Genomic DNA, 24,188 nt, shown 5'->3' with positions numbered 1-24,188 from the left:
TATGCGGCAAACTTTGGCTTTCTTGACTCCCGAACGCTTGCAACAGCTCTGGTATGTGCCTGTATTGGCCTTCGCCATGGGTCTCATGATGTTGCGTACGTTGGTGATGGCGCAATTATTCAGTTTAGACGGCTTTGCTCAGTTTAGTGCAGGATTGTTAGTATCAGGTACTTTTTGCATGCTAGCGTGCTTAGGTCTACAGTCGCTGCTGCAACGTGATATGCCAATGATGATGGTGCGGCGGCAAAATCATGCAGCTGCAGTTTTATTGAGCCAGTGCGTGCTTGTGGCTTGCGTTTGCGTGTTGATATGCATCGCTGGTGGAGTCGCCGGAATCACTATAGCAGGCATAGCCAAAGATATACTGGTGATCGGTTTGCTGCACGGCTTATCACAGCAATTATTTTTGATCGTCACTGTAGAAAGTCGAAGTCGCTCACAATCAGTGCGTTTCGCCCGGCAAAATTTGGTGCGTGGTCTCGGTGTTTTTTGTCTTGGGTCTTTAGTGGCATTTTATACGCGATCGGCCCAATTAACGCTTATTACTGAAGCTACTGTTTCTCTTATCCTTGTTCAAGGCACTTTACGGGCGATTTTCCGGGCGGCTTCAATCCGTTATATGAGTGCCTTCCGAGCTGGGTTTCGTCGTATCCACAGGCTTCGTTGGCGCTCGGCAATTACACTTTTTTTTGTAAGTGTAGTTGGCTTTATTGCATATAGCGCTGATCGTTGGATGGCGGCGCAGGCATTAACTACAAAACAGTTTGCGCTGTACTCGTTTGCTGGCCTAGTGCTTACAATGGCTGGAGCAGTACAGGTTTTGATTAATGCATCCGTGTTTCCAATGCTAGCCCGACGTTACGCCAAACTGGGAAGGAAGAGTGCATATCTCCTTTGTTGGCGAGTGTCGATGGTGCTTTTAATAATATGCGCCATTTTTGGAGGGCCAGCATGGTTTCTGATTGATCAGGGCGTGGCGTATTGGTTTCCAAAGTATCAAGCCGTTCGGGTTGTGTTGCCACTGTTTATTTTTGTTGCCATCCTGCGTGTATCTAATTTTTGGCCAAGCTTTATGATTATTAGTGGTTTTGAATCACGACTGTTGATGTTGGATATAAGTGCCGGCTTGATCGCCGGCTTATTTTGGGTGCTGTGGGTACAGCCATGGAATGGAAACGGGCTTGGTATCGAGGAAATTGCAGTCTTCGCCGCACTTATGTCTGCTTGTAGCTATTTATTTTCTGCTGAAGCCGCTAGGCGTATAAATAAGGCTGTGACCTAATGAAGCGGCTGATTCAACATTTATGGGCTTGGCGTTGGGTACGTACACTGTTTTTACTTATCCAATCGGGCGTGCGAGTTCATCCCACCGCTGTGTTACTCGGCATGTCAAAGAACATAGTCTGCCATCGCGGGTTAAAGCTAGGGGCTCGTGTAGTGATCGATGTGGATCGCGTTGGTCACTGTATATTGGGAAGGGATGTGTGGGTATCGACCGACGTAGAGATGCAAACTACTACTAAAATTGACATAGGAAGAGGCACGACTATACAGCGCCGCTGCACCGTTAACGGTACGGTAAGCATTGGTGCGCAATGTATTTTTGCGCCTAACGTTTTTATTTCGTCAGGGTCGCATATTTTTCGAGCCTGGCCAGAAATGCCCATTAGAGATCAGGAAGAAAAATATCACCAGTTGGAGCAAGGGCGGCGACCGGTCGGTTTTGATGATAGGCCCGTTGTTATCGGGGATGATTGTTGGCTTGGGACAAACGTAGTTGTAATGCCTGGAGTTGTACTTGGTGCTGGGTGTGTTGTCGGCGCCAATAGTGTAGTTACGAAATCATTCCCAAGCGGCGTGGTAATTGCAGGGGCGCCGGCAAGGCAAATATCTCTCAGATGCAATTGACATGTTTCTCGTGCTTGTAAGTCGTTTCTGGCTAATGAGTGTAGCAAATTGTTTTGATATGGGAATAGCTTGGTGATGATAAGTTTAAAATTAGCAACCAAAGACGACTTGCCACAAATGGCGAACCTGCATAAGAAATTATATTCATCTTCCCATTTCACGTCCTTTTTCTCCCAAGAACTTCTAATAAAATATTATGGATATTTTTTTGAAGACACTGATCGTGTAATTAAGGCTGTTGCGCACAATTCAAATATGTGTGGTTTTGTAGTTGTAGGCTCATCTATGGCAGAAAAGATCAATGTTTTCAAAAAAGAAAATCGAGCGGATATTCTGAAAACGGCATTGTGTTATCCGAAGGCGGCGGCAGGTAAAGTAATTGCGTCACTTTTTTTTAAGCTTTTCGATAAGCATGAGCCATTCTCTGAGTGTCCATTTTTAATCTTGTCCATAGTAAGCGATCGTAGCTCGCCAACGATAGGACCTAAATTATTGACCGAATCGAAAAAAATGGCGAAATTACAGCAGCAAGAACGAATAGGCTTATACGTACGCATTAATAATATTAGAGCCGTAAATTTTTATTTAAAAAATGGCTTTTCTATAAAGGGATATTCTACGGGGCAGTTTTACCTAGAAGCCTCTACGAGCTAATAAACCTTTCTATTTGTTATTATTGAAATGATTTTGGTTTTATAAGAATTAGCGAATTCATCATCTGACAAATCAGGCTGGTTGCTATAACGATGCTTAAACGATTTCTATTGATTTGGGTTGCTTATTGGTTAATCTATTTTGTGCAACCGGTTACCTCTAAGTACCCCGATACAATTGAGGCGTTCCTCCTACAATTGTTTTTTGTATTTCTAGTTTCGTGTGGGTTTTTGCTGACCAATTATGTAATTTTGAAAGATCGAAAGTTAATACAAATACATTATTCGGGGATAAATTACGAGTTGTTGGTAAGACGTGTAATTTTTTCCGGCTTTGCATTATCGTCATTAGGATTTGTTTTTTTATTGTTTGATAAGTTATATGTGCAAGGCATTGATTATTCGCAAGGATTTGCGGTCGCGCGTGAGCAATGGCGGCTACATGGAGAAGAGCGAGGCGGGCAAGTTTCGTCCATATACAGCGTAGTGGGCTACCTAATTGGGAGCTCATATTTTATATCGCTTGCATTGCTGGTTTCGAAGAATCTAAAGATGCGTGATTGTAGGCGAGTATTCTGGATAATATTTGGTTTGTTATTGCTATTGGCTAATAGCGCGATAACGGGGGGAAGGTCTAGCATTCTTTTGCTTTTAGCTTTTTTAGTATATGCATATCGAACGAGCTCAGGCTCTGGCGCACGTGAGCTTGTTAATAGCAAGATAGCTAAGATAGTTTTTGCTCTTTGCGGTCTTGGTATGGTCGTTTATGTTTTGTACATCTTTTCCCTACGGAGTGACGCAACAGGAGTTTCATTTGCTGCTTATGGCGCTGGATTCTTGGATTTTATGGGGCTTGCGCCAGCTAGATGGTTTGTTTCCGATATAAGTAATTCTCCTCTAGGGGGGATTTTTGCATTGGTTAATTTGGCTGTTTCATACTTGACCCATAGTTTCGCGACAACGGCTGCAATATTCGATGAGTCATTTGGTCATGGAAATGTTATCTTTAATACTATTTACCAGATGCTAGCAAAATTAGGGCTTATCGATGCTCCAGATCCAAACTGGTTTCTGTCGGGGCGTTTTCCTTCGCTGCCTGGCGCTTTGTACTTTCAGTTTGGATGGCTTGGCTTGGTTGTGAGCGCTTTTCTTATTGGTATATGGTCGTCTATGGTTAATTTATTATATAAATTTAAATGGCCATCGATTAGTATGCTTCTATTGTGTTGTTGTTCGGAATCTATCTTGCTTATATCGCCATTTCTCTTTGCGGGTGACTTCATTTCCTTCCCTTTTATTATTACCGGTAGCTTTATAGCGATATTTCTTGTGCGGTTGTGGACCACTTGCATTTCGGGGATAAAGCCTATGGGGAGCGGACGCTAGTGATTTATTGTATGGCTAGATTATTGTCTTAGTTATTCGGTCGCTTTTTGGGTTTTTATTATTGGGGTATTCATAGTGGTTGATGATAATGGATTGGTGAGTGTCATTATTCCTTCATATAACGCGGAGCGTTTAATTAGTGAAACGCTCGAGTCCGTGTTAAAGCAATCGTATAAGAACTGGGAAGCTATTGTTATTGATGACTGCTCTCGGGATGCCACACAGCAGGTGGTCAAGACTTATGCGGAGAAAGACGCGCGTATCCGTTTAATTGCTTTGGACAAAAATAATGGAGCCCCCGCTGCACCCCGTAATATTGGTGTTCGTGAGGCACGCGGCCAATGGATTGCGCTCCTTGATGCCGATGATATTTGGCATCCAAGAAAACTTGAGTTGCAATTAAAGGCTATGGCGGAAATCAAGATTCAATTTAGTTGTACGCAAATGCAAGATTTTTCCGACGGGGAGAGACTTGCTTTCGAAGAGCCACAAGAGCTTGTTTATGAAGTGATTGATTTTCAAAAGCAACAATTAAAAGGACGTATACCTGCTTCTAGTGTGATTTTAAGTCGGGAGCTGTTGCTCAGTTTTCCCTTCAATGAGGAAACGCGCTATAAGGCTGTTGAAGACTACCATTGTTGGTTACGGATATTGCAGACGGCTGGAAGCGCCGTAAAGTTAAATTATCCTTTATTACGCTATCGTAAAAGCGATGAGCAAATTTCAAGGTCCAAAATGAAAATGCTCGGACGTGTTTATATGGTTCATAAAGAATATCCCCGTGGATCGGTAGCTAAAGCAATGGTCTTTACGGCCACCCATGCTATAGGAGCATTTTATTACCGAATTTTGAAAAGAAAGCTATAGTTTGGCCGAGAGATTCTGAGGTTCGACTGAGATATCAACGTTCGAGACAAGTTACGATTGTTGAGTTTAATGAATTATGCTGGCAATAGTATGCATAATAATTTTGACGTCGCCTATCATCGTTCGGTTTCTTGCATAATCGGTGTAATACCTTAATTTAATCGGAATTATGTTTTCAATATAAATTTTTTCTGAGTTACTACTGGACTTAAGTAAGGCATTTTCATTCTTGAATTCAATAGAGGCCTTATCTGTAATGCCCGGACGTATACTCAATACGAGTTGACGTATTTCCTCAGGGTAATAAGCTACATACTTAGGCACCTCTGGTCTTGGCCCAACAATACTCATGTCGCCCAAGAGAACATTAATAAACTGGGGTAATTCGTCGACTTTATATTTGCGTAAGAATATTCCAGCTTTAGTAATACGAGGATCGTTGTCAGTTGTTATTTGCAAGCCTAGACTCTCCGTGTTATCGGACATAGTACGAAACTTGAAGATACGAAATTTTGCGCCGTAACGAGCAACTCGTACCTGACGGAAAAATACCGGCCCTTTTGAGTCGAGCTTAATCCATATAGTGACTATAAGCAGTAACGGACTAAGAAGACTGAGTGCCAGTATCGAGAATAAGATATCAAATAATCGCTTCGTCATTAGGAAAAAAGCTGAGTTAGCGCATTAATGACGCGATCTTGGTCTTCGTTTCGCATCGCGGTGTATAGCGGTAGGCTGAGCATGGTTTCATAGGCCTGATTTGCTTTTGGGAAGTCATTGGGCTGTAGTTGATATAAGTCGCGCCAATAGGGTTGGCGGTGCAGCGGTAAGTAATGAACGCTGGTTCCGATACCTGCCTCGGATAAGTGGTTAATAATTTCGTCGCGGGTTTTGTCTGAAAGTTTGGTGATACGCACGACGAATAAATGCCAAGCATGTTGCCCATTTTTAGGGGCGGCCGCTGGCAATGTCAGAGGTAAATCTTGGAGGGCCGCTAAGTAACGTTTCGCCAACTCTTGGCGGCGTTCGCAAAAACGATTTAATTTGGCTAATTGATGTATGCCTATCGCAGCTGCAATATCCGTCATGTTGTACTTGAAGCCTGGTGCGACGATTTCGTAATACCAAGCTGGTGTTTCGGAGACAAACCGGTCGAATGCGTCTCGATTAATACCATGCAAACGCATTATTCGCATCCTGGCGGCCGCTTCTTTATTACGAGTAACCACCATGCCACCTTCGCCTGTCGTCATGGTTTTGTTGGCATAAAAACTAAAAACCGTGGCGTCTGTATCAAGTGTGCCAATTAGTTTGCCTTCGTAGACGGCTGGCAAAGCATGAGCTGCGTCTTCGATAACCTTAAGATTAAACTCTTTCGCTACGTCTATAATAGCTTGCATGTCACATGATAAGCCGCCGTAGTGTACGGGTAGTATAGCCTTGGTTTTGGGAGTGATAGCAGCCCGCAATGCATTGACATCCATATTGAGTGTAATAGGGTCTATATCTACTAAACGAACATCCGCACCCATGTATCGAACTACTTCCGCTGTAGCGGTAAACGTTAACGTTGTGGTGATCACTTCGTCACCAGGGCCTATGTCAAGCGCCTCTAGTGCCAAATGTAGACCAGCGGTAGCCGAATTTACTGCTATTGTCTCTAAGTTGGCGTCGCCTAAAAAAGATTTGAATTCCTGCTCAAACCGGCGTGTTTTGGGGCCACTAGTTACCCAACCGGACTTTAAACTGTCGATGACTTCATCGATTTCCGCCTGACCAATTTCAGGCAGCGCATATGGTAAAAAATTTGGCATTGTGATTCTCTGGACGGAGTATATCTATGAAGTACTATTCTAATGGCAATAACAAAGAGGGTTAGCTTGTGAGCAGGTCAAAAGCGTATTATATGCGGCAGCACCTTATTGAGAGAGCCTATCGATTCAAAGTCTTGGAGACGCGATAATTTTTGCACGTATTGTAAATAGATCGTTCACGTTGAACTTTTCGAATTGCGGTGCGAGGCTGTCGAGTATTTTGGGTTGCGGTTGCTCTATATCGGGCTCGGTGTGTATGACGATGAAGCCGGACTCATCGAATTTTTCGAGGTACTCACTATGTCTCATCCGATTAACATAATGAAATTTACTGTTAAATGGTATCCACGCTTTTTCGGTATATGTTAAGAAATTGAAGCGGGAAATTGTGCTACCCCTTGCGTAGTGATCACTATAGTCGATCAGATGAATTGATGTGCCTTCGGGTTTAATAATACGGCGTCCTTCAAGTAAGACATCTAATAAAGCTGCTCGTGGAATATGCTCCAAGGTGTCTACTGAGAAAAACACATCAATTGAAGAAGAAGGAATGGCTGCATTCTGTAGCAGCATCGGCGCTCTGTACGTAATGCCGAACTCTTTAATGGATTCCCAAGATGTCAAGGCCGGCACTGACTTCCCAAGGCGGTTTGCAATGTGTTTGGCCGCATGTTGAATCATAGATGGCTTTGCTAGCTTTGATATATCAATACACGTTATACGCTCAACTCCCAAGAGACGTAAGGCAATCGCCATCGCTAAATCCCAGCCGGCGCCGACTTCTAAAAAATGAGCTTGGTGTAATTTAACCTTGGAGTGTTGCCTCAACAAATCTATCAGCTTTTGGGCGGCTGTTAATATTTCGTCTAAGGCTTGTGGCTTTCTCGGAAGCTCTTTGGTCAGGTGTCGCTGTAAACGATAATGAATTCGGTCTCCAAAGGGGATGGCGGCTAAGCCCCGAAATACTTTTGCTTTTAGTTTCCAGTCCATGTTTGCTTCCTACTTTATAAGTTGATTTTTTATAATAAGGACACAGTTTGAATATTGAGTTGCATTCGGTCCTCGGTGCCGTAAATCACACAGAGGTCGAAAAACAATTTCTTCAGCGCTCTGTAGGAATAATGTGGGACAGCTCTCAAATATACGGCTAAATATAGCAATATGGTTAATTTATGCAGGAAACGCTTTCTTGCTGGTTAAGCATTACTGCGTTTTATGTGAAAATAGTGTAATCAGTAGCGTCTCAATGAAGGTATAACGTTTTACTGAGCTAATGGTATTAGCGCATGCATGCGGCTTCCGTAGTACTTAGACATGTCGTATAGGGCATCGTCAGGACACATTTGGGTATAAGCTACATTTTTTAAACAATAAATTTAATGGAAGGCAGCTTGTGGTTATGGGCTTAAGTACTGGGTTTCGTTCTACGCTTGTGTTCTTGTTCGACGTTGTGGCCGTTCTTGTGGCATGGGCGGGAGCCTTCTTAATTCGTTTTAACTTCGATTGGCCGATCCCTGTTGATCGTGCTATTTGGGTCGGCGTTTTACCGCTGGTGATTGCACAATTGATTGCTTGTCGATGGGCCGGGCTATATCGAGGCATGTGGATTTTTGCCAGCCTACCCGATTTAAAGCGGGTGTTAAAGGCCGTTTTTTTTTCGGGAGCTGTATTGCTGTTGTTAACGGTACTGGTACGTGACTATGTGGTAGTTCCGCGATCTATCGTCTTGTTGTATCCCCTGTTGCTGTTACTCATTATGGGGGGCGGACGTGCCGCCTGGCGCATGTGGAAAGAATATCGCATGTATGGCGATGTACGCGGTAAAGGCAAGCCAGTTGTGGTGGTGGGCGCTGGCACAGCAGGGGCCATGCTAGTGCGCGAATTGGGTCGTAGCGCGGAGTGGCAAGTCGTGGCTTTAGCAGATGATGATAGGTCTAAATGGGGTTTGGAAATTTCTGGCCGTCGAGTCGAAGGCGGGGCCGACAAATTGGTTGAGATTATGCGGCACTACAACGCCCGCCATGTAATTCTCGCTATGCCATCGGCCAGGGCGGAGGTTTTACAGCGGATCACGAAAATTGCTAGCGAAGCAGGTGCGCATTTATTTACAGTGCCAGGGCTCGGCGAGCTAATGAGCGGGCGGGTAGCTATTAACATGATGCGACCAGTAAAAATTGAGGATTTGCTGGGGCGCGAATCAGTGCATATTGATAACCTCAATGTGCAGGCCATGTTAACTGGCAAACGTATTTTGGTAACCGGGGCGGGGGGATCGATCGGTAGCGAGTTGTGTCGGCAGTTATCGCGCTTTTCGCCTGCTTGCATTGTGCTGTTTGAATCTAGTGAGTTTGCGCTCTACATGATTGAACAGTGGTTTATGGAGCATCGCCCCGAAATAAAAGTTCTTTCGCTGGCTGGTGACGTAAAAGATAAGCAGCGTTTAATTGAAGTATTTACCAGTTTGCGGCCCCATGTCGTGTTTCATGCGGCAGCTTATAAACACGTGCCTCTAATGGAGGTAGGAAACGCTTGGCAGGCTGTGCGCAATAATGTGCTTGGAACTCTCAATGTGGCGAGATGTGCGCAACGCTTCGGAACGGAGCGTTTTGTATTGATTTCTACCGACAAAGCAGTGAATCCAACGAATGTAATGGGCGCTACGAAGCGACTGGCTGAAATGGTCTGTGAGGTATTGCACTGTCATAGTTCTGATGACGGAACTCGGTTTCAAATGGTACGCTTTGGCAACGTCCTGGGTAGCACCGGAAGTGTCATTCCAAAGTTCCAGGCTCAGATTGCGCACGGTGGGCCCGTTACGGTCACCGACCCTGAAATTACGCGTTATTTTATGTCCATTCCTGAAGCGGCTCAATTGGTACTGCAAGCAGCCGCAATGGGTAATGGCGGCGAAGTGTTTGTACTGGATATGGGCGAGCCCGTTAAAATTGTCGATATGGCTCGTAACATGATTCGCCTTTCGGGATTTACGGAAGACGATATACGTATCGAGTTTACGGGCTTGCGGCCGGGTGAAAAATTGTATGAAGAATTATTGGCCGACTCTGAGGAGACCTTAGAAACTCCTCATCCTAAGTTGCGAATAGTCCGTTCGCGTTCGGTATCGGAGGGCTTCTACAGTGAATTACAAGAGTGGCTGACCAGCAAAGATTCGGTGTCCGATGATGTTGTGCGTGATCAACTTAAGCACTGGATTCCCGAATATAAGCCAATGAAAATATGAGAGGTTTTAATTGACTTCATCTGGACTTGTTCCACTAGAGTCATATGGCTTGTCTAAGAATGGCACTTCAGCTTCGTCCGAGATTTAATACTAGGAAGCCTAGTTTGTGCTGATTCCGTCGTTTGGCTTGTTGTTTCGGAATATTAACCATTAGGTTGGCGCTTAAACGTATTTCGGATAAGTGCAGACATAATGCCGATTACTCCTCCCAGTATTAAACCTAGAGTCAATATTAGGGATTTCTTTGGGTTAAGGGGCTTCTGAGGAGCAATGGCTGCACGGTCAATAGTAACTACGGATAAATGAGCGGGGCTTAAATCAATACTTGACAATAGGTTCCGCTTTTTAAGTAGATTATCAAGTTCTGGTATGTACGCGTCCTCGTTTTTTCGGGATTTTAATAGCGCGAGTTCCGAACTCAAGGCTTTTGTACCTCGAAGGTACATCATGTCGCCAGCGGGGAAAGCATTCACCTCGTTTGTAGTAGTATTGTTGATAGCAATTAAGGTGCTTCCCGAGGGCGGGACATCCAAACCTATCGATTGAGCTATCGATAACGCAGCTTCAACATGTATGATGCGTGATTGACGCTGGGTTTCTGCAATTTTACGTAGCGTCGCAATTTGCTCCGTGATGCCTTTATTGCGTGCAGCTACTTCACTACTGAGATTCTGAAGAAAATCTTTTTGTGTGGTGTTAGCAGCTAATGTTACGTAATGATTGGCCCAATCGGCGATCTTTTTAGGATCTTCTCCTTCAAAACTTAGTGTTGTTGCTGCGCTATTAGGACTTTTAGGCAGTTGAATTGTCAATATTCCATTCAACCGTTTCCAGAGGGCTTGTTTTTCGACGTCATCGTGATCTTGGCCATAAGCAGGCAAATAATATTTTTCGAAAAACTCTAGCTTAATGCTGTCAGAGTCTAAGTTTTGCAAGAACGCATCATAAGCAACTTTTGTTGTGAGACTCTGTATTCCTGGAGGCGCTGGCCTTGCATATCCTTGATCAACGGTGCCACTAATAGCTTCTCCTGTTAACTGCGAAGCTGTGTTATAGCTCGCCAAATCACTAACTTTTGGAGGCAATAGGCGAACCGATGTCTCATAGCTGGGAATGGACAGAAAGGCGTAAGCCGCAGCTATGCAGGTTGCCGCGAGAGTAATACTCAGAATCAATACTTTTGACCTCCACAGTGTTGTGCACAACTCGCGTAGGTCAATTTCGTCGGACGGTTGATTGTGATGTGTATCAGGTGCCATGCAGGAGACTCCGGAAGCCATTCTGGTTTTGGATTTTATGTTGGGAATGTTGGATTATACAGACGAGTTGTTCTGACTTTTTGTCTACGCGTAACGCAAATGGTGATCAGCATAGGGTCAGTGTCTTACCGGTTTCATACTGACTTACTGTATCACTTTGTCCGTGTTTCGCAACGGTAGTGGTCCAGCGGAATCTGCCGGTTCAGACAGCAAATGCAATGCTTGGGCGGTGTCTTTATGCTCAGCGTCTGATGTGGGCATTGTGGTGTGATGACGTCCAGACGAAGCGCATAGCTGCGGACACCACAGCCTCGCCAAAATGCCAGTGATCTTTCGGCCGATTAAAAAAGCCACGTTGTGGCTGACTCTTCTCAAATTATCTTTCAAGTTGGCGTACTCATGTCTTATCGTATCCTGCAGCGTGCGTTTATGCACGAAATCGGGCTCGTTGATAAATGACTGGAAGTTGTCATCCTGCGTAAGGCAAGCAGGGTCTAAACCAATAGCTTCGATCTTATGATCATAGAAGCGGTCCATAGTGTTGTCCACGGGATAAAGCCATTCGACGCTGTAGTCCAGTAGGGCTTGCGCAGCGTTGGGCGTAACAAGGTATCCGGTAGCGCCGGCAAAGCCCTTGGCAAATTTCTTGACAGTAAAGGCGCCAATTCTTTCGAGGGGGTGGCCGGTTTGGTTGGCTACTTTTCGGCTGGGCTGCATCCATACCAAGTCGTAGTGGTTGGCAAACTTATCGGCGTCTTCAATGAACTGTATAAAGGTAGGCAGCAGGATCGCGTCGTCTTCCAATACGATAATTGGCTCACTGCCTTGTACGCATTTTTCCCATAGCAAATAATGACTTGCAAAGCAACCTAGCTGCGACAATTTTAAAGACGAGTTTGCACCCCGCAGCCGTGTGCGCTTTGTGTTGTTGTATTTCTTGAATAAGTAATGGTCGGGATTTTGTGTGCCGTGTATTGCGTCGAAAAATTCAAAGGGCACATCTAGCGGCTGAAGCTGTTGCCGCATAAAGGCTTGCCGGTCTTGCGCGGCAACAAGGTTAATTACATAAATTTTGGGAGGCACGGTATAGGCTTCGCGAGTAATAATCGATGCGCTGCAGTTTACCAAATGTAACCGCCCCGTGGGGCTTGTGCTTACGTCGTCGCAATCGCCGGGGCGAAAGCTGTGTATGAGAGAAAGGCGGTTGCTATGGTGTTGCGCTGCGTAGCCATTAGTTAAGCGATTCAAACGTGTGTTGCACGATAGCCATATACCACGGTACCGATATGGGTTCGGCAGGTTTACAAGCCCATTTCTGGTCTGGCGTAACGATGCACTGCTTGACCTCTCCAGTCCAATGGTTCGTTACAACGGCTCGGCTGTCCGCCAGGTGCTTGACGTCTTTGGCCAGTGCGAAATATAGGTAGACAGCACCCAAACAAATGGCAGCCAGTACATAGGGAACGTATTTTTTCATTGAAAATGGGCGTCAATGGCATCAGTCATGGCGCTTACTGTATCACCTGATTGCTACACGTGTGAAGAGTCGGGAGCTACGGGCTAAATTAGCCAATGAACCGGCTACGTTGGTTGCCGCACTCAATTGCGGTACTATTTCCCCTTCATTTTAAGGAGTAATACTCATGGCTCAAGCTACCGCACGTCATATTCTGGTTTCTACCGAAGAAAAGTGCAACGAACTTAAAACCGCTATTGAACAGGGCGCTGACTTCGCGCAGGTTGCAAAAGAAAACTCCAGTTGCCCCTCCAGCCGCGACGGCGGCAATTTGGGTTCGTTCGGTCCGGGCCAAATGGTTCGCGAGTTCGACGAAGTGGTGTTCAGCGCACCTATTAACGAAGTGCAAGGCCCAGTGAAGACCCAGTTCGGGTACCACCTGCTGGAAGTGACCAGCCGCCAGGACTGATTTCAGTGCGCGCCGGCGTGGCTTTGCTTGCCGGCGCTGCCTGCCTGGAGCTGGCTAGCCGCCTGGGCGGCCGTGCGGCCATATCGGCCGCTTTTTTGTGGGCGGCCCTAGGATCGTTCTCGGCCGCGCAAGCGGTCCAAAATCACGGCCAGGATGATGACTATGCCTATGGTCAAGGTCTGGTAATAGGCGGAAACGCCGATCATGTTCATTACGTTCGACAGCATGCTTAAAATCAGTACGCCGTAGAAGACCTGGCGGATTCCGCCGGATCCCCCTGTTAGCGCTACGCCGCCAAGCACCACGGCCGCAAGCGACTCCAGGGTTAGGCTGGGCGAGGCAATGGGTTGGGCGGAACCCACCCAGGCGGTCAGGACGACGGCGCCGATGGCAGCGCAAAATCCGCTGACTCCATAAACCAGCATGGTATTGAATTTGACGTTGACGCCCGACTTCGCCGCCGCCGAGGCGTTGGATCCTATGGCGTAGACGTGGCGGCCGAAGACGGTATGCCGAAGTACAAGCGCTGCGGCAACGGCCATGGCTGCGCCTATCCACACCATATGCGGGATGTTCAAAAAGCTGTCGAAGCCGATTGCCTGCACGTAGCCGGGGTGTGCGTCGTAAATTGGGACGCCGCCGGAAAGGATCAGGGCCAGGGCCTGCGCTACAGAGAGCATGCCCAGGGTTACGATTAGTGGACTGGTGCGTAGATAAGCAATGATACCGCCCGAGAGCAGCCCCACCACAATACCGGTAGCCAGCATAATGGCAACGCCGATTATCGGCCCGTATTGGGGCATGATCAGGACGCCTACTACACCGGCCAGGGACATTACCGCCGCCAGCGACAAATCAAGTCCGCCGCTGATAATGGCGTACGCTTGGCCCAGTGAAATGATCAGCAGCGGAATCATTTGCCGCGCGAGATTGATCAGGTTGTCTGCGGATAGGAATTTGGGCTCTATTACCCCCGCTATCACCGCCAGGCCGATAATAAACAGCGGCAGCATGGTGTCCGAGCTTTTTTGCCTGGCCTTCTTTTTAGGCGACGATTGGGCCGGCCTTTGCCCCCACCTTAAAACGTTGAACATATTGCGCTCCTTTAAGACTGTGTTTTAGGCGGCTCTGGCGTCTGCGTTCTGGCCCAGGACATCGGAAATTATCGCGGCCTGGTCTTCCAGTGTTGGGTTGGTATAGTTTTGCATGACCTCTCCGTCGCACATGGTAAATATGGAGTTGCACAAGGCAAGGGTTTCCAGCAGGTCGCAAGACAGCAAGACTACCGTAACGCCGGTTTTGGCCAGTGCCCGGATATGTTCGTGGATCTCATGCTTGGCGTCGACGTCGATGCCGATGGTGGGCTCTTCCAGGACTAGTAGTTTTTCTGCGCGCGCCATGGCGCGTGCCAAGAGTACTTTCTGCTGGTTTCCGCCGCTTAAGCTGGTAATTAACTGGTCCGCATTTTCGAACTTCACGGCAAAGCGTTTTAGAAGGTCATCGGCTGACTTGCATTCGGAATTTCCAGAGACGATTCCAAATTTGCTTAGGCGGTTCAGTTGCGTAAGCATGATGTTTTCGCGGATGGAGCGCGTTGGCAGAATGCCGTTGGCCGCCCGGCCGGACGGAAGGTACGAAACCCCCTGCTTGAAGGCCTGCGACGTATTGCGCGGTTTGAACTGTTTGCCGTCAATGGAGAACGACAAGGGTCTGGCGTCTTGCACGCCGGCCAGGCCTTGTATGATGCGCTCGGCGCCGCATCCTACTACACCGTAGAACCCGACAATCTCGCCACGTTGCGCTGTCAGCGGCGCCGAGGCTTTGTTATGCCAGTGGGCGTTGTCGATTCGCAAGAAGTCGTCGCCGTGTTGTATTTGCAGCTTGGGCGGCGCGGCCTGGACTTTTTTTCCTGTTAGCCGCTCTAGTATGGTCTCTTCTTCAAGATGGGATTCCATAGGGAACGAATCCACCAGGCGTCCGTTGCGCATGATGCTGACTCGGTCTCCTACCGCCATGACGTCGTCGATATGATGGGTAATCAGGATGGAAGCGGTTCCTTTTTTTTCGTAGTACGCGTAAAACCTCGAAGAACTTTTGTTTTTCGACGGCGCCCAGCATGGCTGTGGGTTCGTCGAAGACCACCAGTTGCGGCGATTGCATCAGTGCTTTGGCGATTTCGATCAATTGCTGTGTCGCAACCGACAAATTTCCAACTTCTTGTTCAATATCAATCTCAAGGCCCAGCCCGCGCAGCACGGCAATGGCTTCGTCCGCTTCTTGTCTGTGCCGAAGTCTTGCGAAGGGGTTGCGCGAGCGATGGCTGCCTAACTGCAAATTTGCGCGCACAGACAGATCTGGCGCCAGCGAAAGCTCTTGATAAACCACGGCAATCCCGCAGGTGCGGGCTTCGCTGATACTGTTAAGCGCTACGGGCTGGCCGCGGAACAGCAGTTCGCCGGCGTCGGCCTTGTGCAGGCCGCCGATGATTTTCCCTATGGTGGATTTGCCGGCGCCATTTTCGCCCAGAAGGCAATGTATTTCTCCTTCCAGGAACGAAAGCGACACATCGGCCAATGCTCGAGTCGCGCCAAAGTTTTTTGTCAGGTGGCGTATTTCAAGCATGCAGTTCGAAACCCTTTGGGTCGTGGTCTCGGCTTTTGTGTCGCTTTCCATTGCGGTCGGTCCATGAAGTGGTTTGGTCAGGCGGTTCAAGGTGTTATTGCATGGCATCGATCCGCCAGTCTTGCGGCGGAATCTCATAGATATTGAAAGGGTGGCGGTCGACATTGGCCGGTGTAATGAGAACCGGCGGCGTTAAAACATAGGGGTAGGGCAGGCTCTTGTCGGTATGCAGGTTTGGCATGGCCTTGCCTTCCATTTCGCGGATGGCGTATTGAACAATCAAGCGCCCCATGATGATTCCAGGCTCGGACACCACGGCAAGGATGCGGCCGTCTTTGATCATTGGGATGGCTTCCTTGACCACGGCGCTTGAAACGACCTGCGTATGCCGGTTAAGTTGTTTAACCGCTTGGGCGGCGCCCATGCCTAGTGAAATTACCGGTGTATAGATGAAATTGGCTTCCGGGTGCTTTAGAAGCAAGTCGGAGGCTTGGGAAAGGCCATAGGCCAGGCCAAGGTCGCCGCCGTACGCTCCGGGAATTGTCTTAAGGCCGGGGCATTTCTTGGCTTCGTCCATGAAGCCGACATAGCGCAGCCTTACCCATTCGGCGCCCGCCGGGCCGGGAATGGTGGCTACGGTGGAGTCCGGTTTGGCTTTACAGACTTCTTTTGCCAGTGCTACGCCGATGGAAGCGTCGTCCTGGCCGACGCCGAACGTGACGTTCGGGCTGTTTACCGGAATGCCGGCGGCCACTATCTTGATGCCCGCTTTTTGCATTTCCTTGAATACTGGATCATAGCCATTGAAGCTGGCGGCGCCCACGACGGCTATATCTACGCCCAGGCTTTTCAGGGCGTTAAGCTGGGCGAATTGTTCACGCACGTTGCCGTAGGCCCCGGCGACCGATATTTGCACCACCTTTACCCCGCTGCGCTTGGCTTCGTCCTGGATGCCGTAGGCTATGCCTTTCCAGAAGTCGTCGTTCAGGTGGACCAGGGTAACCCCGATCTTGTAGGGCTTTTCCGCCTTGATGGGCTCGATAAGGCCTTGCAGGCGGTCTTCTTGCGCGGCAGCGGCGCTTGCGGGGGTGGCGGCCGCCAGGCAGAATGCGGCCGAAAGGCTTAGCGCGCCAACCTTTAGTACCTTGGCTATGCGGCTTGATTTTGATGCAACGTGGTTGTCTAACATGATCATCTCCGGGTTTTATCAAGCGTCTTGGTGATTCGCATAGCGCGACTTCGGATAAGAGCGTGACGTTTTTACAAACATGGGAAGGTGAAAAAAGACTGCTTGCGAGCTACTGCACCAAACGCCCTTGCCCCGATTCCTCGTCGAACTCGTACAGGCCGGCAAGAAAGGTTTTGGTGCGCTCGTACCATTTGCGCTGGCGCGGGGCCGGCGGCGTGCGGTCGATGGGCTGGCCGCCTTTGAAGATGTAGTCGAACTGGGTTGGGCGCTGCAGTATCCTGATGTCCTGGCTGGGGTTGCCGGGCACGACCAGCAGGTCGGCAAGGCGGCCGGCTTCCACTTTGCCCACTTCATGGCCGTGGCGGGCCAGCATGCGGGTGGCTGCCAGTGTGTTGGAATGTATGGCTTGCAATGGGGTCATGCCCAGCAGGTTCACGAACAGTTCCATTTCGCGGGCGTGCCATTGCCCGTAGGGCACGGGCGACCAGCCGCTTTCGCTGCCGGCAACAATGGGCACGCCTGCGTCGAACGCTTTGCGCAGGTTCATGGTTGCGGCTTCGACTTCGCGCTGGAAGGCGGCATTGCTGGAAGCGCCGGCTTGGGCCGGGCTGGCTTCGATAAGGTTGACCAGCAAGGTAAGCGTGGGTGTGATGATGCAGTTGTTCTTCAGGCAGGCTTCGATGCCGGCGTCGTCGATGTACGAGGCGTGGTAGATCTGGTCGAAGCCGGCCCGGGCGGAATCCACCGCCGAGTCGCGCGAGCGGGCGTGGACGCTGCATACTTTTCCAAGCCGATGGGTTTCGTCGACAATGATCTTCAGCTCTTCGTAGGTAAAGGCCGAAGCGCCTAGGGCGTCTGGGGTAATGAGGTTGTCGTTCGAGCCCGACACTTTAATGGCGTCGACCTCGTCCTTGACTTGCAGGCGGATAGCCTCGACCAGGTCGCTGTGCGTTTTAACGAGCACGGCGCTTTGGCCTGGCGGAAATTCCATATTGCTGGGAAAGGAGTCTTCCAGGCCCTGGTGGTTGGTAATCTGTTTTCCAGACACGGTAAAGCGCGGGCCGGGAAACATGCCGGTGTCGATGGCGTCGCGCACGGCCTGCGCTATGTTGTAGCTGGTGGCGGCGTCGAAGGCGCTGGTTACGCCGGCCTGCAGCACTTTCTTCGAGTAGTACAAGGCCTTGGCGGTGCGGAATTCCACCGGGGTGTAGAGGGCGTTTTCTTCTTCCGAGCGCGATTCGCCGAAAGAAATGTGCGTATGTCCGTCGATAAGGCCGGGCATGATGCTGCGGCCTGGAAGGTCGATTAATGTGTATTCGTTTTCGTTGTAGTGCGCGGGCAGGTCTTGTGTTTTGCCGACCCAGGAAATGCGTTCGCCTTCGACCACGACGGCGCCGTCTTCTACCGGAGGGTTAAGGCTGCCGTCGATAATGCGGCCTTTAAGCAAGTAACCTTTGGACTGTTTCATCGTGCTTCCTTCAATCATGTCAGCGTGCGGTTGAAGAATTCGTTGGCCAACGCCAGGAACGTGCCGGCCCGCTCTACCGCTACGGAATGCGAACATTGGCTTAACAGCATCAGGTCGGCGTCGGCCAGCTTTCCGGCCAGTTCCACAGAGCTTGATGCGGGAAAGGAATTGTCGTTGCGGCCATGCAGCATCAGCACTGGGCAGGTGACTTGGTCCAGCGTGGCTTGGGACAGCAGGGCGGCTTCGATGTATTGCCGCTGGTCGCCCTTGAACATGGCGTCGAAGTAGTCGGCATAGCCGGGCGCAAAAATTACTTGTTCGCGCGCTTGCAGATAGGCTTCGTTTATGCCGGAGGTGTCGTGGATAAGTCCGCTTAGCGCCAGCACGAGCTCTTCGCGATTGCGCGGGCATACCCAGGTGCGGCGTGTGCCTTCATTCATTTCGAAGCGGGTGCCCATGGCGCCCGTGGTAAGCAGGGCCTTGACGCGCGGGGCTTGCGCGGCCAGCGTCAGGCCTACCGAGGCGGACAAGGAATGGCCGATGACGCCAACCCGCTGGCCGGGGATTTTTTCCAGCATGGCCGCGGCCTGGCGCACCCACAGGTCGTAGTCGAAGTAGGGTTCGCTTTTTTTGCGGCCGCTTTTGCCGAAGCCGATAAGGTCCATGGCATAGACGTCGAACTGCTGGGCCAGCGGTTCAAGCACGCTGCGCCAATTGCCGACACTGGAGGCGCCGGGACCCGAGCCGTGCAGCAATAGCAGCGGCTGGCCTTTGCCAAGGTGGTAGTAGTTGACGGAAACGCCTTCGAAGTCAAACTGTTCTTCAACCATCTTTTCCTCTTTCTATCTGTCCGGCATGCGGCGGGTTTTGCGTTGTTGCAGGGCCCGCGCCTGCCGCGGCTTTGCGCGGCTTGCTTCTTGGCGGCCGGGCCGGCTTTGCCTGGCGGCCTACTGCGAAGGAGCGCGCACGACCGCTTCGACTTCCAGCAGGAAGTCTTCTTTCACCAGGCGGTCGATGACCAGCAAGGTGTTGGGCGGGTAGTTGGCGTCTTTGAATATTTTCGGGAACAGTTCTGCGCGCAGTTTCATGAAGCTGTCTATGTCTTGCGAGTGCACCAGGTAGGTGTTGAACTTGACGACAGCATTGAAGTCCAGCCCGACGCCTTTGAGCACGTCGCCCAGATTGCTGAAGACTTGGCGGAACTGGGTTTCAAAGCTGCCTTTTCCGCTGACGCTGCCATCCGCCCCGACGGCAAGCTGCCCCGCGAAGAAAAGCAGTTCGCCGTCTTTGACCTTGCCGATATGGGAGTACTGGCCCTGGGCGGGTGCCGAGCCTGGAGGATTGATGTATTCAACCTGGTTTGTCATGCCTAGTCCTTTAAAGAATGACGCTATGCGTACGAAACTGTTCTAGTGCTGCGGGCTGTTCAAAGGCTGCATCCGTGAATTTTATACAATATAAAAAACCGGATTAGGCAAAGTATATTCATCGATAAACCCACTACCTATAGGGGTTTACTCTAGTTTTTTGTGCTGCAAGCTATTGAATTTCCGTGAGTCGGTCGAATTCTTATCGGGCAATTGCACTAATTAATTAAATTTTATACAATATAAATATTTGGGTCGGTGTCGCTTGAGCAGAGATTTCAGGCGGTTTTGGGCTTGCGGTACAGTTTTTCTAGGACATCATGAACACACATAGCGAACGGCTTGATATCGTTGCCACCCCAACCCTGCCCGAAATCGTCTATCGGGAATTGCGCAAAGCCATCCTTAACGGCATGTTCATTCCGGGACAAATGCTGCGCCAGGACGATGTGGCCGCCAAGCTGGGCGTAAGCCGCAGCCCCTTGCGCGAAGCCTTGCCGCGCCTGGAGGCGGAAGGCATTGTGGTGCTGCACCCGCGGCGCGGTTATGCCGTTGCGGCGCTCGACCCCAAGGAAATAGCCGAGGTCTTCGACCTGCGCAGCCTGGTGGAGGTAGAGTTGGCGCGCCGTTCCATTGCACGGCGCACCGAAGCCGATATCGCAAGCATCTATTCCATCGTTACCGAAATGAAAGCGCTCGCCACGGAAGAAAGCGCCGAGGCGCTTTCACAATGGTTCGAACTTAATAAGAAATTTCACGACGCGCTGTTGGCCCCGGCCGACTGCCCCCACCACCTGAAAGCCCTGCAGCATTCCCGCAACCTGATAGAAGCCTACATCCGCACCGAAGCGCGGCTTACCGGCGACCTGCGCGAAGCGCAAGAAGAGCATTCCCAATTGGCGCAGGCTTTTGTGGTGGGCGACTCCGAGCGCTTTCTGGAACTGACCAAACAGCATTCAGAGCACACCCGCGACCGCCTGCTGACCGGGCTGAACCGTACCGAAGGGCTTTCCGCTGCGGGAAATGCATAGCAACAGCAACGCCGTATGCATGCATGGGTTGAAGCGTATTCAACATGCATGCTCATTATTCACGTCCACTTTGCCAGGATAAATACATGAGACTTGCCACCATCTTGCATAACAATTCCCACGCCATTGCCAGCATTGACGCCGAAGGCCAAACCGCCCGCAAGCTTGTTTCGGCCGGCGGCGAAGCTATTGCCGACATGACAACCCTGATAGAACGCTTCGACACCGTGAAGAACGCGCTTCAGTTTGAAAGCCAGGCCATTCCGTTCGCCCAATTGCAATTTGCCGCGCCCATTCAGCGGCCGCGCCGCAACATTATGTGCGTCGGCAAGAACTACTTCGAGCACGCCCACGAATTCACCCGCAGCGGCTTCGACAGCAGCGCATCGAAACCCGCCGACGCCGTCCCCAGCGCACCCATAGTCTTCACCAAAATGCCCGAAACCGTAGTCGCCTCCGGCGAGCCCATGGGATTTCCCGGCGCTTGCGAGCAGTTGGACTACGAAGCAGAACTTGGCGTGATCATTGGCAAGGGCGGCCTGGGCATCGACAAGGCCAGCGCCATGAGCCACGTGTTCGGCTACGTCATCATCAACGACCTTACCGCCCGCGACCTGCAGGCCAAGCACAAGCAGTGGTTCCTGGGAAAGTCCTTCGAAACCTCATGCCCCATGGGCCCCTGGATAGGCACCGCCGACGAACTGGACGGCGCGAACCTTAACCTGAAGTGCTGGGTCAACGGCGAACTGCGCCAAAACGCCAACTCCAAAGACCTGATCTTCGACATCCCCACGCTTATCGAAACCCTGTCCGCCGGCTTCGCCCTGCTGCCCGGCGACATCATCGCCACCGGCACACCCGTAGGCGTAGGCATAGGCTTCAACCCCCCGCGTTTCTTGCAAAGCGGCGACAAAGTCGAAATTGAAATCGACGGCTTGGGGCGCTTGTCTAATTCGGTTAGGTAGGGGGCGTCGGTATTCGTTCAATGATGCATGGGTATCGTTGCCTAATCGGGCAACACCTTGCCCGGGTTAAGCAGGTTATGCGGGTCCAGCGTCTGTTTGATTGAGCGCATTACATTCAGGGCTTCGCCGTGTTCGGTTTGCATGTAGGCGCGTTTGCCCAGGCCTACGCCATGTTCGCCGGTGGATGTGCCGCCGCAGGCTATGGCGCGCTCGATAAGGCGGGTGTTTACGGCTTCGGCGCGTTGGACTTCGTCGGCGTTGTCCGGGTCCACCAGCAGCACCATATGGAAGTTGCCGTCGCCCACATGCCCCAGTATGGGGGCGGTTATGCCTTGGGCTTCCGCGTCGGCGCGCGAGGACAGTATGCATTCTGTCAGGTTGTTAAGCGGCACGCATACGTCGGTGGTCATCAGCTTGCGCGGGCGGCGGTAGGCCATGCAGGCGTAGGCGCAGTTGTGGCGCGCTTTCCATAGTTGCGTCATCTCTTCGGGGGACGACGTCCATTGGAATTCGTCGCCGCCGAACTCCTGGCACAGGTCTTGTACGAGCAGGGCGTCTTCCTTGGTTCTGCTGGGCGAGCCCTGGAATTCAAAGAATAAATGCGGCAGCAGCGGCATATCCATTTTCGAGTACTGATTGACGGCGTCGACCATCAGTTCGTCCAGCAGTTCGATGCGGGCAACGGGGATGCCGGCTTGCATAAGGGCTACCGAGGTTTGCACGGCGCTTTCCAGGGACGGGAAGCGGCAGGTGGCGGCGGTCGCGGATTCCGGCAAGGGCGAAAGGCGCAGGATAATTTCCGTCACAAGGCCCAGTGTGCCTTCGTGGCCAATAAACAAATGGGTCAGGTCGTAGCCGGCCGACGATTTTCTGGCGCGGCTGCCGGTACGGATGATGCGGCCGTCGGCCAGCACGACTTCCAGGCCGCGCACGACCTCGGCCATGGTGCCGTAGCGCATGGCGTTGGTGCCGCTGGCACGGGTGGCTGTCATGCCGCCTATCGAGGCGTCGGCGCCGGGGTCGATGGGAAAGAACAGGCCCGTGCCTTTAAGGTATTGGTTCAAGGCCTTGCGTGAAAGCCCGGGCTGGACGACGCAGTCGAAGTTGTCTGGGTGAACGGCAAGCACCTGGTTCATGTTCAAGGTGCTGACGACAATGCCGCCCATGGTGGGGATGAGGGCGCCTTCTACCGACGAGCCCGCACCGAACGGGATCATGGGTATTTTGTGAGCGCTGCAGATCTTTGCAATGGCCGAGACTTCGGCCGTGTTGTTCGGGAACGCGACGGCGTCGGGCAGCTCGGGGTTATGCCAGGATTCGTCGCGGCCATGCTGCGCAAGCACCGATTCGACAGTCGAGAGCCGGTCGTGCAAAAGGGCTTGCAGTTCGGCAATAGCTTGCGGCAGGCGTGGGCTATGTTCGTGTTGGATGGGTGTTTGCGCGTTCATGGTGCTTGGTCCTGTTTCTTAGTCCTGTTTGTTGGCGGCTATTTCGCTTTTGTAATAGGCCAATGCGGCTTCGCCGTCGACGCCCAGTTTGGCCATGCGCGCGACCCACGCCTTTTTAAGCTCTTCGCCTTGTTTGGCCAGCTCTTGCACAGCCTTGTCGTCGGCGACCTTGATGGTATAGCCGGCCGCTTTCATTTTGGCCCAGGCGTCGTTGTCTACTTTGTCCCAGGCTTGGCCGGCCAGTTTGGCAAGGGCTTCGCCCGATGCTTTGTCTACGCCTGCTTTGTCTTTGTCGCTAAGGCTTGCGTAGACTTTCGGGTTCATGATGACGTAGTGGGTGTCGCGATACAGCCCGCCTGGAACTCTATAGGCGTTGTTCAACAGAGAATTCATCTTGAAGCTGTAGACGGAGTCGGCATTGAACATGACGCCATCCACGACGCCGCGAGACAGCAGTTCGTAGGCTTCGCTGGCGGATGCAAATTGCGGGACCACGCCCAGGCGCGAGGAGATGTCTTGCACAATACCGCCAGTGGCGCGCAGTCTCAGGCCGTTAAGGTCGGCCAGTTTTTCAATGGGCTTGTTGCGCGTAAAGAAATGGCCTGGTCCGTGGGCCCAGACGCCCACCAAATGTACGCCTTCGAAAGAATTAAGCTTTTCGAAGAACTTTTTATACGTGCGCCAGTATGCAATGGAGGCACTGGTTGCGTCGTCGGCATAGCCGGGCAGGGTCATGCCGTATTCCGCGGGGAAGCGGTCGGCGGTATAGGCGTGCACGCTCATGGCGGCGTCGGCGACGCCATTGCGCACCAGGTCGAAGTGGGCGGGCGGCTTGCCCAGCGCGGGAAGAAACTGCACTTTGACCCGGCCTTCGGTTTCCTTTTCTATATTGGCCGCCCACGGCTTGAGGATGTCGGTGGTAATGGGGTGGGTGGGCGGCAGCCAGTTCGAGAACCGGATTGTGGTGGTCTGCGCGTGGACTGTTGACATGGCGGCTATCAGCAGGCCTGCGGCGAAAATGGTTTTCTTGATCATAAGCTTGTCT

The 24,188-nt window shown here is 51.1% G+C and carries 23 protein-coding genes; 9 read left to right on the top strand and 14 right to left on the bottom strand.

Going from position 1 to position 24,188, the window contains the following annotated elements; genetic code table 11:
• Window position 1: 1 nt before the first annotated feature.
• The 5 genes from DFR37_RS04105 to DFR37_RS04095 all read left to right on the top strand — a co-directional run bounded on the left by DFR37_RS04105 (window position 2) and on the right by DFR37_RS04095 (window position 4,814).
• On the top strand, window positions 2–1,282 hold the full coding sequence (locus DFR37_RS04105; protein ID WP_113931974.1) for a lipopolysaccharide biosynthesis protein: 1,281 nt from the start codon (window positions 2–4) through the stop codon (window positions 1,280–1,282).
• Window positions 1,282–1,908 (top strand): acyltransferase, encoded by a 627-nt coding sequence (locus tag DFR37_RS23465; protein WP_113931973.1) that lies wholly within the window; start codon window positions 1,282–1,284, stop codon window positions 1,906–1,908. The genes DFR37_RS04105 and DFR37_RS23465 overlap by 1 nt, the downstream gene beginning before the upstream one ends.
• 72 nt (window positions 1,909–1,980) lie before the next feature.
• The gene (locus DFR37_RS22760; RefSeq protein ID WP_147251583.1) at window positions 1,981–2,562 is read left to right on the top strand and encodes a GNAT family N-acetyltransferase; all 582 of its coding nucleotides are present in this window, start codon (window positions 1,981–1,983) and stop codon (window positions 2,560–2,562) included.
• Window positions 2,563–2,654: 92 nt separating this feature from the next.
• Entirely contained in the window at window positions 2,655–3,947 is a 1,293-nt protein-coding gene (locus tag DFR37_RS22755) for a hypothetical protein (RefSeq protein WP_211317207.1), read from the top strand.
• Window positions 3,948–4,022: 75 nt separating this feature from the next.
• Entirely contained in the window at window positions 4,023–4,814 is a 792-nt protein-coding gene (locus tag DFR37_RS04095; protein WP_170139822.1) for a glycosyltransferase family 2 protein, read from the top strand.
• A gap of 66 nt (window positions 4,815–4,880) precedes the next feature.
• Here DFR37_RS04095 and DFR37_RS04090 read toward each other — a convergent pair whose 3' ends face one another.
• The 3 genes from DFR37_RS04090 to DFR37_RS04080 form a co-directional block, all read right to left on the bottom strand.
• Window positions 4,881–5,474, bottom strand: a complete 594-nt coding sequence (locus DFR37_RS04090; protein WP_113931971.1) for a sugar transferase — start codon at window positions 5,472–5,474, stop codon at window positions 4,881–4,883.
• Window positions 5,474–6,628 carry a DegT/DnrJ/EryC1/StrS family aminotransferase gene (locus DFR37_RS04085; RefSeq protein WP_180148033.1) on the bottom strand — a complete coding sequence of 385 codons (1,155 nt, stop codon included), beginning with the start codon at window positions 6,626–6,628 and terminating at the stop codon, window positions 5,474–5,476. Before DFR37_RS04085 ends, DFR37_RS04090 begins: the two co-directional genes overlap by 1 nt.
• 126 nt (window positions 6,629–6,754) lie before the next feature.
• Window positions 6,755–7,618 (bottom strand): class I SAM-dependent methyltransferase, encoded by an 864-nt coding sequence (locus DFR37_RS04080; protein ID WP_113931969.1) that lies wholly within the window; start codon window positions 7,616–7,618, stop codon window positions 6,755–6,757.
• A gap of 409 nt (window positions 7,619–8,027) precedes the next feature.
• Here DFR37_RS04080 and DFR37_RS04075 point away from each other — a divergent pair, with 409 nt between their 5' ends.
• Window positions 8,028–9,869, top strand: coding sequence for a polysaccharide biosynthesis protein (locus DFR37_RS04075; RefSeq protein WP_113931968.1), 1,842 nt, complete (start codon window positions 8,028–8,030; stop codon window positions 9,867–9,869).
• A gap of 143 nt (window positions 9,870–10,012) precedes the next feature.
• Here the strand turns inward: DFR37_RS04075 and DFR37_RS04070 are convergent, their stop codons facing one another.
• Window positions 10,013–11,128 (bottom strand): Wzz/FepE/Etk N-terminal domain-containing protein, encoded by a 1,116-nt coding sequence (locus tag DFR37_RS04070; RefSeq protein WP_170139821.1) that lies wholly within the window; start codon window positions 11,126–11,128, stop codon window positions 10,013–10,015.
• Between the two features lie 144 nt (window positions 11,129–11,272).
• Window positions 11,273–12,211: a glycosyltransferase family 25 protein gene (locus DFR37_RS04065; protein WP_170139820.1), complete on the bottom strand. Its 939-nt coding sequence runs from the start codon at window positions 12,209–12,211 to the stop codon at window positions 11,273–11,275.
• 560 nt (window positions 12,212–12,771) lie between these two features.
• On the opposite strand from DFR37_RS04065, the gene DFR37_RS04060 reads away from it, so the two are divergent.
• The gene (locus tag DFR37_RS04060; RefSeq protein ID WP_113931965.1) at window positions 12,772–13,053 is read left to right on the top strand and encodes a peptidylprolyl isomerase; all 282 of its coding nucleotides are present in this window, start codon (window positions 12,772–12,774) and stop codon (window positions 13,051–13,053) included.
• Window positions 13,054–13,160: 107 nt separating this feature from the next.
• Here DFR37_RS04060 and DFR37_RS04055 read toward each other — a convergent pair whose 3' ends face one another.
• The 7 genes from DFR37_RS04055 to DFR37_RS04030 all read right to left on the bottom strand — a co-directional run bounded on the left by DFR37_RS04055 (window position 13,161) and on the right by DFR37_RS04030 (window position 19,699).
• Window positions 13,161–14,147 carry an ABC transporter permease gene (locus DFR37_RS04055; RefSeq protein WP_113931964.1) on the bottom strand — a complete coding sequence of 329 codons (987 nt, stop codon included), beginning with the start codon at window positions 14,145–14,147 and terminating at the stop codon, window positions 13,161–13,163.
• Between the two features lie 24 nt (window positions 14,148–14,171).
• Window positions 14,172–15,008 (bottom strand): ATP-binding cassette domain-containing protein, encoded by an 837-nt coding sequence (locus DFR37_RS23245; protein ID WP_245953992.1) that lies wholly within the window; start codon window positions 15,006–15,008, stop codon window positions 14,172–14,174.
• On the bottom strand, window positions 14,992–15,765 hold the full coding sequence (locus DFR37_RS23240; protein ID WP_242341703.1) for an ATP-binding cassette domain-containing protein: 774 nt from the start codon (window positions 15,763–15,765) through the stop codon (window positions 14,992–14,994). Before DFR37_RS23240 ends, DFR37_RS23245 begins: the two co-directional genes overlap by 17 nt.
• A gap of 4 nt (window positions 15,766–15,769) precedes the next feature.
• A complete protein-coding gene (locus DFR37_RS04045; protein ID WP_113931963.1) occupies window positions 15,770–16,864 on the bottom strand; it encodes a substrate-binding domain-containing protein in 1,095 nt (364 codons plus the stop codon).
• A 109-nt stretch (window positions 16,865–16,973) separates the two neighbouring features.
• A complete protein-coding gene (locus DFR37_RS04040) occupies window positions 16,974–18,332 on the bottom strand; it encodes a metal-dependent hydrolase family protein (RefSeq protein ID WP_113931962.1) in 1,359 nt (452 codons plus the stop codon).
• A gap of 14 nt (window positions 18,333–18,346) precedes the next feature.
• Complete coding sequence (locus tag DFR37_RS04035; RefSeq protein ID WP_113931961.1) at window positions 18,347–19,162, bottom strand: alpha/beta fold hydrolase; 816 nt, start codon at window positions 19,160–19,162, stop codon at window positions 18,347–18,349.
• A gap of 117 nt (window positions 19,163–19,279) precedes the next feature.
• Entirely contained in the window at window positions 19,280–19,699 is a 420-nt protein-coding gene (locus DFR37_RS04030) for a RidA family protein (RefSeq protein ID WP_113931960.1), read from the bottom strand.
• Window positions 19,700–20,019: 320 nt separating this feature from the next.
• On the opposite strand from DFR37_RS04030, the gene DFR37_RS04025 reads away from it, so the two are divergent.
• Window positions 20,020–20,730, top strand: a complete 711-nt coding sequence (locus DFR37_RS04025) for a GntR family transcriptional regulator (RefSeq protein ID WP_113931959.1) — start codon at window positions 20,020–20,022, stop codon at window positions 20,728–20,730.
• An 86-nt stretch (window positions 20,731–20,816) separates the two neighbouring features.
• Window positions 20,817–21,695 carry a fumarylacetoacetate hydrolase family protein gene (locus tag DFR37_RS04020; protein ID WP_113931958.1) on the top strand — a complete coding sequence of 293 codons (879 nt, stop codon included), beginning with the start codon at window positions 20,817–20,819 and terminating at the stop codon, window positions 21,693–21,695.
• A gap of 41 nt (window positions 21,696–21,736) precedes the next feature.
• On the opposite strand, the gene DFR37_RS04015 is transcribed toward DFR37_RS04020, so the two are convergent.
• A complete protein-coding gene (locus tag DFR37_RS04015; protein WP_113931957.1) occupies window positions 21,737–23,143 on the bottom strand; it encodes an FAD-binding oxidoreductase in 1,407 nt (468 codons plus the stop codon).
• Window positions 23,144–23,161: 18 nt separating this feature from the next.
• On the bottom strand, window positions 23,162–24,178 hold the full coding sequence (locus tag DFR37_RS04010) for a TRAP transporter substrate-binding protein (RefSeq protein ID WP_113931956.1): 1,017 nt from the start codon (window positions 24,176–24,178) through the stop codon (window positions 23,162–23,164).
• Between the last annotated feature and the right edge of the window lie 10 nt (window positions 24,179–24,188).

The sequence above is a fragment of the Eoetvoesiella caeni genome (assembly GCF_003315175.1).
Lineage (GTDB): Bacteria > Pseudomonadota > Gammaproteobacteria > Burkholderiales > Burkholderiaceae_B > Eoetvoesia > Eoetvoesia caeni.
The sequence above is the reverse complement of the archived record's forward strand: the minus strand, read 5'-3'. Positions and strand labels throughout refer to the sequence as shown.